12 protein-coding genes are annotated in these 11,864 nt (G+C 68.5%); 2 read left to right on the top strand and 10 right to left on the bottom strand.

Annotated elements, in window-relative coordinates:
- Positions 1 to 30: 30 nt before the first annotated feature.
- Positions 31 to 1,500 (bottom strand): S41 family peptidase, encoded by a 1,470-nt coding sequence (locus tag HNQ52_RS15640; protein WP_183962124.1) that lies wholly within the window; start codon positions 1,498 to 1,500, stop codon positions 31 to 33.
- A 131-nt stretch (positions 1,501 to 1,631) separates the two neighbouring features.
- Between HNQ52_RS15640 and queD the strand changes: the two genes are divergently transcribed.
- On the top strand, positions 1,632 to 2,000 hold the full coding sequence (gene queD / locus HNQ52_RS15635) for a 6-carboxytetrahydropterin synthase QueD (RefSeq protein WP_183962123.1): 369 nt from the start codon (positions 1,632 to 1,634) through the stop codon (positions 1,998 to 2,000).
- Positions 2,001 to 2,161: 161 nt separating this feature from the next.
- On the top strand, positions 2,162 to 2,545 hold the full coding sequence (locus tag HNQ52_RS15630; RefSeq protein ID WP_183962122.1) for a phasin family protein: 384 nt from the start codon (positions 2,162 to 2,164) through the stop codon (positions 2,543 to 2,545).
- Positions 2,546 to 2,759: 214 nt separating this feature from the next.
- Here HNQ52_RS15630 and HNQ52_RS15625 read toward each other — a convergent pair whose 3' ends face one another.
- The 9 genes from HNQ52_RS15625 to atpA all read right to left on the bottom strand — a co-directional run bounded on the left by HNQ52_RS15625 (position 2,760) and on the right by atpA (position 11,832).
- Positions 2,760 to 3,050, bottom strand: a complete 291-nt coding sequence (locus HNQ52_RS15625; protein ID WP_183962121.1) for a hypothetical protein — start codon at positions 3,048 to 3,050, stop codon at positions 2,760 to 2,762.
- On the bottom strand, positions 3,050 to 4,000 hold the full coding sequence (locus HNQ52_RS15620) for an FHA domain-containing protein (RefSeq protein WP_183962120.1): 951 nt from the start codon (positions 3,998 to 4,000) through the stop codon (positions 3,050 to 3,052). Before HNQ52_RS15620 ends, HNQ52_RS15625 begins: the two co-directional genes overlap by 1 nt.
- Before the next feature lie 26 nt (positions 4,001 to 4,026).
- Positions 4,027 to 4,815 (bottom strand): cyclic nucleotide-binding domain-containing protein, encoded by a 789-nt coding sequence (locus HNQ52_RS15615; RefSeq protein ID WP_183962119.1) that lies wholly within the window; start codon positions 4,813 to 4,815, stop codon positions 4,027 to 4,029.
- Positions 4,816 to 4,901: 86 nt separating this feature from the next.
- Positions 4,902 to 6,299: a bifunctional UDP-N-acetylglucosamine diphosphorylase/glucosamine-1-phosphate N-acetyltransferase GlmU gene (gene glmU / locus HNQ52_RS15610; RefSeq protein ID WP_183962118.1), complete on the bottom strand. Its 1,398-nt coding sequence runs from the start codon at positions 6,297 to 6,299 to the stop codon at positions 4,902 to 4,904.
- Positions 6,300 to 6,707: 408 nt separating this feature from the next.
- Positions 6,708 to 7,130 (bottom strand): F0F1 ATP synthase subunit epsilon, encoded by a 423-nt coding sequence (locus tag HNQ52_RS15605; RefSeq protein ID WP_183962117.1) that lies wholly within the window; start codon positions 7,128 to 7,130, stop codon positions 6,708 to 6,710.
- A 128-nt stretch (positions 7,131 to 7,258) separates the two neighbouring features.
- Entirely contained in the window at positions 7,259 to 8,692 is a 1,434-nt protein-coding gene (gene atpD / locus HNQ52_RS15600) for a F0F1 ATP synthase subunit beta (protein WP_183962116.1), read from the bottom strand.
- A gap of 87 nt (positions 8,693 to 8,779) precedes the next feature.
- Positions 8,780 to 9,217, bottom strand: a complete 438-nt coding sequence (locus HNQ52_RS15595) for a DUF5339 family protein (protein WP_183962115.1) — start codon at positions 9,215 to 9,217, stop codon at positions 8,780 to 8,782.
- An 85-nt stretch (positions 9,218 to 9,302) separates the two neighbouring features.
- A complete protein-coding gene (gene atpG, locus HNQ52_RS15590; RefSeq protein ID WP_183962114.1) occupies positions 9,303 to 10,166 on the bottom strand; it encodes a F0F1 ATP synthase subunit gamma in 864 nt (287 codons plus the stop codon).
- Positions 10,167 to 10,284: 118 nt separating this feature from the next.
- A complete protein-coding gene (gene atpA, locus HNQ52_RS15585; protein WP_183962113.1) occupies positions 10,285 to 11,832 on the bottom strand; it encodes a F0F1 ATP synthase subunit alpha in 1,548 nt (515 codons plus the stop codon).
- Positions 11,833 to 11,864: the final 32 nt, after the last annotated feature.

The raw sequence follows: 11,864 nt of genomic DNA, 5'->3' as shown, positions 1-11,864 counted from the left end.
CCGCCGTCCGCCCGACCCGTCGTGCGGGGATCAGCCGCCGGCGGGCTTTTTACGTTCGCCGAACACCGCCAGCCCCTTGAGCAGGTTCAAGGCCTCGCGCACGGCGCTGTCGTCGAGCTCGACGATCGCCGGCGGATCCACCGGAATCGATTCGAAGCCGTCCGCCGGCTCCGGATCGAGTTCGTTGTCGCCGCGCAGATGGCCCGGCAGATCGCGCTCGCGCACCGTCGGCGGCTGCTCGGTCGCGCGCGCCTGCGCCTGCGCGCCGAGCGGCACGTCCGGTGCGATGCCGGCGGCCTGGATCGAGGTGCCGTCGGGCGTGTAGTAACGCGCGGTAGTCATCTTGATCGAATCGCCGTTGTCCATCGGCAGCACGGTCTGCACCGAGCCCTTGCCGAAAGTCGGCTCGCCCATCACCAGCGCGCGCTGGTGGTCGCGCAACGCGCCGGCAAGCACCTCGGCGGCGCTCGCGGTGCCGCTGTCGGCGAGGATGGTGATCGGGGCGCCGTCGAGCAGATCGCCGTCGCGCGCGCGGAACTCGGCGTTGGCGTACGGCAGCCGCCCCTTTGTGGTGACGATGATGCCTTCGTCGAGGAAGGCGTCCGCCGCTTCCACCGCCGCGTGCAGCAGGCCGCCCGGGTTGCTGCGCAGATCCAGCACCAGACCGCGCAGCGGCGCCTTGTTCTGGGCCTGCAGCGCCTTGAGCTTCTTCGTTATCTCGATGCCGGTGTCGGCCTGGAACGTGGCGATGCGCAGATAGCCGTAGCCCGGTTCCAGCAACTCGGTGCGCACGCTCGCCACGCGGATGGTTTCGCGCGTGAGGGTGAACTGCAGCGGCTCGGCGGCCGTCTCGCGCATCACCGTGAGACGGATCTTGCTGCCGGGCTCGCCGCGCATCGAATCGGCGGCGGCGTCGGTGTTGTCGGCATCGATGGCCTTGCCGTCGATCGCGGTGATGATGTCGCCGGGCTTGATGCCGGCACGCGCTGCGGGGGTGTCGTCGATCGGCGAAATCACCAGCAGCGAGCGGTCCGGCTGCTGCAGCACTTCCAGGCCGAGGCCGTCGTAGGCACCGCTGGCCTGCTCGTTGAGCGATTGCGATTCCTCGCGATCAAGATACGCGCTGTGCGGATCGAGGTCGATCAGCAGGCCGCGGATGGCGGCGCGCATCAGGGTCTCGTCGTCGATGGGATCGACGTAGGCCTGCTTCACCGCGCGGAACACGGAGACGAAACGGCGGATCTCGTCGAGGCTGACGCGTTCTTCCGCCGCCGTTTGCGCCGCGGCGTCCGGCGGATCGCGCAACGCCGGGCTGTCGGCCTCCACCGGCGGCAATCCGGCCGGCGCGAGATCCGGCGGCGCCTCGGGTCCCGAGCGGTCGCCTCCGGGCGCGTCATCCGCCGGCGTGCCTTGGGCAAATGCGAGCGGCACCGCGCCCAGCAGCAGGACCAGCAACGCCGCGCGCGCGCGCGGGACAGCGTGAATGCGTGCGTGTTTCATGCCGCGATTATCGCACGACCGGCCGGTGGCGATGCCGGCGCGGCTGCATGCCGGTTGGATTCGGAGTCACGCAACCGGGTCCCGCGCCGCGGGTAGACTGTACCTGCCCTTTTTCTCACGATCCGCCACGCATGCCGCTCACCATCTTCAAGGTTTTCCAGCTCGAGGCCGCGCACCGCCTGCCGCACGTGCCGCCCGGCCACAAATGCGCACGGGTGCATGGGCATTCGTTCAAGGTGGAGGTGCATGTCGGCGGTCCGCTCGATCCGACGCTGGGCTGGGTGATGGACTTCGCCGACGTGAAGGCGGCCTTCGCGCCACTGCACGAACAGCTCGATCACCACTATCTCAACGACGTGCCCGGGCTCGACAACCCGACCAGCGAGCGGATCGCGCAGTGGATCTGGGAGCGGCTGCAACCGACGCTGCCGGGGCTGGCCCGCGTGGTGGTGCACGAGACCTGCACCTCGGGCTGCGACTATCGCGGCCCCACCGCCTGATGCTGCAACGCCACAACTCTCCGGATTTCCAGATATTCTCTTTCAAAACAACTCATTGGATCTGAATCAGAGAGTCGAGCCGGGCGCGATTCAGCCCGGATGTTGCAACGCAACAAAACTTCTGGTAGCGTGCGCCCACACACTCTGCCGGAGGGCAAACCATGTTTGAGCAGTACAGCAATCCGTTCGCTTCGATGACCCAGAATTTCGCCGCGACCACGCTCAAGGCCAACAACCTCGCGTTTCAGAATTTCGAGCGCGTCATGGGCCTGCAGCTCAAGACCTTCCAGGACACGCTCAACGCCACCGTCGCCTTCATGGGCGAAGCGGCCGAGGTGCGCGACATGGACGGCGCCAAGGCGATCTGGCCCAAGGGCGTGGCGCTGGTGAAGGAATCGACCGAAACGCTTTATTCGACCGGCCAGGAAGTGCTCGGCTCGACGCTCAAGACGAGCGAAGCGATCGGCCAGATCTACAAGTCGCAGTTCGAGGACGCGGGTCACAGCGTCGTGAAGACCGCGAGCAAGGCTGCCAAGGCCAAGTAATCGGCATCCGCGCGACGCACCGGCTGCGGCCGGCGCGTCGGCGATGCGCGGGAGCAAGCACGTCGTCGTCCTCCCTCCCTTTAGCGGCGACGTTTTCAAAACCGACGGTCCACCGGGCCGTCGGTTTTTTTGTCTCGGGACGACGGCGGTGGCCAGCCCCCGGACCGGCAATGCGGATGCACGCCGCAGCCGCATGCTGCGGATGCGCCGGCGGTCAGCGCCTGCCGAACAGTCGCTGCAGCCACGACACCTTGCGCGATGGAGCGCGAGCGGTGCAGTCCTCGGACGCAGGCCGCTTCGACGCGCCGGTCGGCCTGTCGTCCGGCTGCGGTGCCCGCGGCGGCTCGGCGGGCCCGCCGGGCGCCGGCGGATCGGAGGGTCGTGCCCGGTCGCCGAGCAGGTCGGCGGCCGCTGCAGCCAGCTCGCCGACATCATCGCGTGGGGCCGCGGCGGTAGCGCCGAGCAGACGCGCCGCTTCACGCGCGATCGCAGTGGGCGCGTGCATCACAGGTCGCGGAACACGTACTGCGTGCCGGCGATGTCGATGACATCGTCCTGACGCAGCAGATGCTGCTCCACCGCGACGCCGTTGATGCGCACGCCGCCGCCGTGGTCGGTGAGGGTGAAGCCGGCCATGCTGGCGCGAATTTCGGCGTGGTGTGCACGCGCGCCGGCGATCTTCACGTCGCAGTCGCTGCCGCTGCCGAGCAGCAGCGGCTTGAGCGCCACCACCACCGGCTGGGCGCCGGTGTCGCCGCCGCGTGGCAGCAGCCGCGCGGTGCGCATGATCAGGGTTTGGTCCGAGCGCGGTGCGGTGCCGTCGCGCTTGAGCGTGCGCATCACCTGCGTCGCGCCCGCGGCGTCCGCAGGCGGGATCTTCATCGCGACCGTCGCGGCGCCGCCCGCCTGCGGCGGCGGCGGCGGCGGCGGCGGCGACGCGGGCTGCGTGTCGTGCTCGCCGAGGGTGCGCAGCTGCACGGTCGGTGCATCGGCCGCGCCGGCCTCCAGATCCTCCTGCGACGCGAACGCCGCGAGAAAGCGCTGGTGCAATGCCTCCGCCCGCTCGCGCGCCGCGCCCGTCTCGGCGAGCCGGCGATCGATCTCGACCAGGCGCGTCTGCTGCTCGGTCGCGTCGAATTCGCCGAGACTGAAGCGGAATTCGATTTCCTCACGGTCCAGACGCGCGGCCTCGTGTGCGTTGCCGGCCTGCGCCAGCTGCTGCCGCAACGCGGCATGGCTCGCGCGCGCGGCTGCCTTCAGCGGGCGCGCGTCCGCGTCCAGTGCGTCGCGCCGCCGTTCGTAATCGTCGCGGACGCGCGCATACACCGCTGCGGCGACGCTGTCGCGCCGCGACTGCATCGTCTGCAGGCGGCCCTCCAGCAGGTCCAGTTCGGCGCGGATGCGCAGCAGCGCGTCGAGCGGAGAGGTGTCGATGCGCGACAGGGGATCGTCCACGGCGGGCTCCGGCGGGCGGTGGCGGCTCATTCGCGGTCGAGCTCCACTTCGATCGCGCCGAAACGCAGTTTGTCGCCGCAACGAAGCGTCGCGGTCTGGCCGGCCGCAAGGCGCGCGCCGTTGACCCAGGTCCCGTTGGAGACGCCGGGTTCCTCGCGCAGTGCGACGCCACCGGCGCCATCGAGCACCATGCGGGCATGGCGGCGGCTCAGGCTGCGGGCCAGATCGAGCGGGCCGAGATTCACCTCCGGAATCGCGCCCGTGGCCGGGTCCGGCCGACCGACGAGCCAGTCGCCCTGCGCCGGCAACGCGATGCGACCCTCGGCGTGGCGCAGCACGAACGCACCGGTGCGGGTGTCGGCGTCCACGGGTGTGCTCGGCGCCCGGATGCCGGGCGTCGCGCCATTCGGCCCCGGACGCGCCGTCGGCGATGGCGTGATCGAATGCGCATCGGTCGCGTCGACGTGCTCGGTCGCATGCGTCGGGGACGGATGCGCGCGCCGCGCGAGCTGCCGCAGCAGGTGCATTGCGACGCCAGCGTCGCTGGCGAGCACCGCCGGCAGGAGTTCGATCGGAACGCGCAGGGCGCGGACCGCCGTGCGGGCGCTCGCACGCAGCGGCACGGCGCCGTCCAGCAACGCGGTCTCCCCGACCACCTCTCCCGCAGCCGCGGTGTAGGCCGGTGCGCCGGGCGGCTCGACCAGCACGGTTCCGCTCTCGACGATGTACAGCGCGTCCCCGGCCGTGCGGCCATCGACGATGGTCGCACCGGCTGCGAACTCGACGTACGGACGCTCGTTGCGACGATCGCTCATGCGGACCGAGGGCACATCGCGGCGGACGCCGCGGACTTCCGATTATGCCGACGCGCCGGACGCAGCCGCAACCGAGCCCGCCGGCGTCAGGACGTGGTGTCGTGCGGCGCTTTGCGCGGGCGTTGCCAGCGGTCGCTGGTGACCTGCGGCGCGCGCGTGAGCGTGAGCTTGCCGGCGGGCGCATCCGTGCCGATGACCGAGCCGGCGCCGATGGTCGCGTCCGCGCCGACCGTCACCGGCGCGACCAGCGAACTGTTCGAGCCGATGAACGCGCCGTCCTCGACGCGCGTGGTGGCCTTGTTCACGCCATCGTAGTTGCAGGTGATGGTGCCGGCCCCGACGTTGACCCGGGCCCCGATCACGGCATCGCCGAGGTAGCTCAGGTGGTTGGCCTTCGACCCGGCGCCGATGTCGGCGTTTTTCGTCTCGACGAAATTGCCCACGTGCACACCCTCGCCCAGGCGCGTGCCGGGGCGCAGGCGCGCATACGGGCCGATGATTGCGGCACCAGTGGTGGTGGCACCGTCGATGTCGCAGTGCGCGCGCACCTGCGTGCCGGCGGCGAGCGTGGTGTCCGCGATGCGCGTGAATGGGCCGATGCGCACGCCGTCGCCGAGCACGACCGTGCCTTCGAGGATGACGTCGACGTCGAGCTCGACATCGCGCCCGACGGTCACCGTGCCGCGCACGTCGACGCGTGCCGGATCGGCGACGCGCACGCCCTCGGCGCAGAGCCGGCGCACGGCCCGGGTCTGGAACGCACGTTCGAGCGTGGCGAGCTGCCAGGGATCGTTGGCGCCCTCCACTTCCACCGGATCCTCGACGTGCGCCATCTCGGCCGCGGCGAACTCGGCCGTGGCCTGCGCGAACACGTCGGTGAGGTAGTACTCGCCCTGCGCGTTGTCGGCGCGCAGGGTCGCGAGCCACTCGCGCAGCTTGGCCGCGTCGGCCGCGATGATGCCGCTGTTGACGGTGCGGATCAGGCGTTGCGAGGCATCCGCGTCCTTGTGTTCGACGATGGAATCGACGCGGCCTTCGGCATCGCGCACGATGCGGCCGTAGCCGGTGGGATCGGCGAGGTCAGTGACGAGCACGGCGAGTGCGGCATCGATGCTCAGCAGATGGCGGAGCGTGGTCGCCGTGATCAGCGGCACGTCGCCGTAGAGCACGAGCACGCGCGCCGTGTCGGGGATGCCCGGCATCGCCTGCTGCACGGCATGGCCGGTGCCGCGGCGCTGCGCCTGTTCGACCCATTGCAGGTCGGCCTGCGCCGCGAAGGCCGCGCGAACCTGGTCGCCGCCGTGGCCGAACACGACGTGGATCGCCGCCGGTTCGAGCGTGCGCGCCGTGGCGATGACGTGGCCGAGCATCGGCACCTTCGCGATCGGCTGCAGCACCTTCGGCTGCGCGGAGTGCATGCGCTTGCCCTCGCCGGCGGCGAGGATGACGACGTGCAGCGGGGCGGTGGTGCGGGAGGGCGTCATGCGGGGTCCGGGCGCGCGGGCGGACGGGGATTATCGGTCAGCTGCGCGAGCGTCGCACGAACGCGCCTGCCCTTCTCCCCGTGGGAGAAGGTGCCCGAAGGCGCTTACCCTCTCCAATGCGATAAGGCGCCCAAGGCGCTTGCTCTTCTCCCTGTGGGAGAAGGTGCCCGAAGGGCGGATGAGGGTCCGGTCGGAGGAGTGCGTGGAACGCTGGGACGAGAGTCGGCCCGTATGAGGCCGCACGCGGTTGACGTGCGTCCCCTCAGGTGCGCCGGAACACGCGGGGCAATACGCTCGGATAGTTCGAGTCGAGGTGGATCGTCCGGGCGTCCCGGACCCTCTCCCCAACCCCTCTCCCACGGGGAGAGGGGCTTTGGGTGTCGTGGCGTGCAGGGCGCTGCGGGAACCTCAGTGCTTGAGGTTCTTGCGCAACCGCTCCAGCGCCTGCAGCTGCGCCATGGCTTCGGCAAGACGCTGCTGCGCCTGCGCGATGTCCATCGCGTCGCCGCGGTTGGCGAGCGCGCGTTCGGCCTCTTCCTTGGCGCGCTTGGCCACGGCTTCGTCGAGATCCGCGGTGCGCGCGGCCGAGTCGGCCAGCACTGTCACCACCTGCGGCTGCACTTCCAGGATGCCGCCGGAGACGTAGAACTCCTGCTGCTCGCCGCCCTCCAGCGTGACGCGCACGTAGCCGGGCTTGAGCCGCGTGATGAGCGGCGCATGGCGCGGCGCGATGCCGAGCTCGCCGAGCTCGCCCGTCGCCACGACCAAGGTGACGGTGCCGTGGAAGATCTCGTCTTCGGCGCTGACGATGTCGCAGCGGATGGTGCTCATTTGCTCTCGCTTTGCTCGATCAATGGGATTCGGGATTCGTGATTCGTGATTCGAAAGAGCAATCGCTCCGGCGCCCGCGAACCTGCTTGTGCGAATCCCGAATCACGAATCCCAAATCACCGCCGCCGTTAAGCGGCGAGCTTCTTCGCCTTCTCGACCGCTTCCTCGATGCCGCCGACCATGTAGAACGCCTGCTCGGGCAGGTGATCGTATTCGCCGTCGCAGATCGCCTTGAAGCCGCGGATGGTGTCCTTGAGCGAGACGTACTTGCCCGGCGAACCGGTGAAGACTTCCGCCACGTGGAAGGGCTGGCTGAAGAAGCGCTCGATCTTGCGCGCGCGCGACACGGCCAGCTTGTCGTCCTCGGACAGCTCGTCCATGCCGAGGATGGCGATGATGTCCTTGAGCTCCTTGTACTTCTGCAGCGTGGCCTGCACGCGGCGCGCGGTCTCGTAGTGCTCGGTGCCGATCACGTTCGGATCGAGCTGGCGCGAGGTGCTGTCGAGCGGATCGACCGCCGGGTAGATGCCGAGCGCGGCGATGTTGCGCGAGAGCACGACGGTCGCGTCCAGATGCGCGAACGTGGTCGCCGGCGACGGATCGGTGAGATCGTCGGCGGGCACGTACACGGCCTGGATCGAGGTGATCGAGCCGGTCTTGGTCGAGGTGATGCGTTCCTGCAACACGCCCATTTCCTCGGCCAAAGTAGGCTGATATCCCACGGCCGACGGCATGCGGCCGAGCAGCGCCGACACTTCGGTACCGGCCAGCGTGTAGCGGTAGATGTTGTCGACGAAGAACAGCACGTCGCGGCCCTTGCCGGTCTCGTCCTTCTCGTCGCGGAAGTACTCGGCCATCGTGAGGCCGGTGAGCGCGACGCGCAGGCGGTTGCCCGGCGGCTCGTTCATCTGGCCGTACACCATCGCCACCTTCGACTCCTTCATGTTGTCGAGCTTGATGACGCCCGCTTCCGACATTTCGTGATAGAAGTCGTTGCCTTCGCGCGTGCGCTCGCCGACGCCGGCGAACACAGACAGGCCGGCGTGTTCGGTCGCGATGTTGTTGATGAGCTCGAGCATGTTCACCGTCTTGCCGACGCCGGCGCCGCCGAACAGGCCAACCTTGCCGCCCTTGGCGAACGGACACATCAGGTCGATGACCTTGATGCCGGTTTCCAGCAGCTCGTTGCCCGAGGACTGCTCGTCGTAGGCCGGGGCCGAGCGATGGATTTCCCAGGTCTCGGCGGTTTCGATCGGACCGACTTCGTCGATGGGTTCGCCGAGCACGTTCATGATGCGGCCCAGCGTGCCCGCGCCCACCGGCACCGACACGGCACGGCCGGTGTTTTCGGCGATCAGGTTGCGCTTGAGACCGTCGGTGGAACCGAGCGCGATGGTGCGCACGATGCCGTCGCCGAGCTGCTGCTGCACTTCGAGCGTGATCGCGGTGCCGGCGACTTTCAGCGCGTCGTACACCTTCGGCACGCTCTCGCGCGGGAATTCGACGTCGACGACCGCGCCGATGATCTGGACGATCTTGCCCTGGGTATTGACCGTGTTCATGACGTTCCTTGCAACTTTTCGATAGGAGTTCGGTACTGGGTTGCGACCGGCGGATGCCCTGCGGGCACCCGTCGACGCATCAGGAAATTATTCGCACTTGAGCATCGCGACCGTCTGCGCGAACTGCTCGGACGCCATCGTGCACGCCGCGCCCAGCTGTGACTTGTCCGGCACCGCGGCCCACTGCGTGCGGACCTGCTCCAGACCCTGCTGCATCTGCGCGACGGCGGCGGGGTTGGCGGCGGCGGCCTTCTCGTAGCAGGCGGCGGCGCGCGTGAGATAGGTTTCGCATTCGGTGGGCAGGCCCAGCGCATCGGCCGAGGTCGCGGCGGCGGGCGCTGCAACGGCCGGCGTGGACGCGGCCGGTGCCGGCGCGGCCGGTGCATCCGTCGCGGGTGCCGGCGCGGGTGCGGCGGCCGGCGCGGTGGTGGCGGGCGTGGCCGGAGCCGCGGGCTCGTCCTTCTTGCCGCACGCGGCGAGCGACACCACGAGGACCGCCAGCAGCATCTTGTTCGTGAGCTTCATTGTCGACTCCTGGAAACGCGGTGACGGGGAAACGCGGTGACGGGACGGGGATTGCCGCAGCAACGGACGCGGGCGACGCAGCGGATCAGACCGCCGCGGCACCGCCGACGATTTCGGAAATTTCCTGCGTGATCGCGGCCTGGCGCGCCTTGTTGTAGATCAGCTGCAGCGTGCCGATCAGCTTGGTGGCATTGTCGGACGCGGACTTCATCGCCACCATGCGCGCGGCATGCTCGGACGCGAGGTTTTCCAGCACGCCCTGGTACACCAGCGACTCGACATACCGCGTGAGCACCTGGTTCAGCACCGTCTCGGCGTCGGGCTCGTAGATGTAGTCCCAGTCGTGGCGCGTGTCGAGCGCATCGCTCGGCGGCAGCGGCAGCAGCTGGTCCTGGCGCGGCTTCTGCGCCATCGTGTTGATGAAATCGTTGTAGCACAGGAACACGCGATCGAGCCGCGATTCGCTGAACGCATCGAGCATCACCTTCATCACGCCGATGAGCTGCTCCACCTGCGGCTTCTCGCCCAGGTGCGTAACCGACGCGACGAGGTTGACCTTGAGGCGACGGAAGAAGGCGGTGGCCTTCTGCCCGACGCACACCACGTCGATCTCCACGCCCTTCGACTGCCATTCGCGCATGTCCGCCAGCACGCGGCGGAACAGGGTGGAATTGAGGCCGCCGGCAAGGCCGCGATCGCTCGAAATGACGATGTAGCCGACGCGGCGGATGTCCTCGCGCTGCGCCATGAACGGATGCACGAACTCCGAGTTCGCCTGCGCGACGTGCCCGATCAGCTGGCGCATGAGGCGCGCGTACGGGCGCGACGACTTCATTCGGTCCTGCGCCTTGCGGATCTTGGAGGCCGAGACCATTTCGAGCGCGCGCGTCACCTTGCGGGTGTTCTGCACGCTCTTGATCTTGGTTTTGATTTCTCTGCCGCCTGCCATGGTTTGCTCGCTTTGCTCGCGCGGGAATCGGGAATGGGGAATCGGGAATCGTCAGGAGCGGGGTCGGTGCTGTTGCTCTACCGATTCCCTATTCCCGATTCTCGATTCCCGGCTTCGCTCACCAGCTACCCGTCGCCTTGTAGTCCGAGATGATCGTCTTGAACTGGGCTTCGATGTCCTTGTCCCACGCGCCGCTGGCAACGATCTTCTTTTCCAGCTCGCCGGCGGTGTTGGACAGGTGCGCGTGCAGGCCTTCCTCGAAGGCGCCGATCTTGTTGATCGCGACGTCGTCGAGGTAGCCCTCGTTCACCGCGTAGATCGACAGCGCCATCTGCGCGATGCTCATCGGCGCGTACTGCTTCTGCTTCATCAGCTCGGTGACGCGCTGGCCGCGCTCGAGCTGCTTGCGGGTGGCTTCGTCCAGATCCGACGCGAACTGCGCGAAGGCCGCGAGTTCGCGGTACTGCGCGAGCGCGATGCGGATGCCACCCGAGAGCTTCTTCATGATGCTGGTCTGGGCCGCGCCGCCGACGCGCGACACCGAGATGCCGGCGTTCACCGCCGGACGGATGCCGGCGTTGAACAGATCGGTCTCGAGGAAGATCTGGCCGTCGGTGATCGAGATCACGTTGGTCGGGACGAAGGCCGAGACGTCGCCGGCCTGCGTTTCGATGATCGGCAGCGCGGTCAGCGAGCCGGTCTTGCCCTTCACTTCGCCGTTGGTGAACTTCTCGACGTAGTCCTCGTTGACGCGGGCCGCACGTTCGAGCAGGCGCGAGTGCAGATAGAACACGTCGCCCGGATACGCCTCGCGGCCCGGCGGGCGGCGCAGCAGCAGCGAGATCTGGCGGTAGGCCACGGCCTGCTTGGAGAGATCGTCGTAGATGATCAGCGCGTCTTCGCCGCGGTCGCGGAAGAATTCGCCCATGGTGCAGCCGGAGTAGGCGCTGATGTACTGCATCGCGGCCGATTCCGACGCGGTGGCGGCCACGACGATGGTGTGCGCGAGCGCGTCGTTTTCTTCCAGGCGACGCACGATGTTCGCCACCGTGCTGGCCTTCTGGCCGATGGCCACGTACACGCACTTGATGCCGGTGCCCTTCTGGTTGATCACGGCATCGATCGCGAGCGCGGTCTTGCCGGTCTGGCGGTCGCCGATGATCAGCTCGCGCTGGCCGCGGCCGACCGGGATCATCGCGTCGACGGTCTTGTAGCCCGTCTGCACCGGCTGCGACACCGACTTGCGCGCGATCACGCCCGGCGCGACCTTTTCCACCGGCGCGGTCATCGTAGCGTTGATCGGACCCTTGCCGTCGATCGGCTCGCCGAGCGCGTTGACCACGCGGCCGAGCAGTTCGCGGCCGACCGGCACCTCCAGGATGCGGCCGGTGGTCTTGGCGTTGTCGCCTTCGCGCAGGTTCTGGTAGTCGCCGAGCACCACGGCGCCGACCGAGTCGCGCTCCAGATTCAGTGCGAGTGCGAACGTGTTGTTCGGCAGCTCGATCATTTCGCCCTGCATCACGTCGGCGAGGCCGTGGATGCGCACGATGCCGTCCGACACGGACGTCACCGTGCCTTCGTTGCGGGCTTCCGCGGCGAGCTTGACCTTCTCGATGCGGGACTTGATCAGTTCGCTGATTTCAGACGGGTTGAGCTGTGTGGACATGGCATTTCCTGAGCGGACGGCGGTGTGCCGTC

This window comes from Chiayiivirga flava (assembly GCF_014202825.1).
GTDB classification, from domain to species: Bacteria; Pseudomonadota; Gammaproteobacteria; order Xanthomonadales; family Xanthomonadaceae; genus Chiayiivirga; species Chiayiivirga flava.
This window is presented reverse-complemented; position numbering and strand designations above follow the sequence as displayed.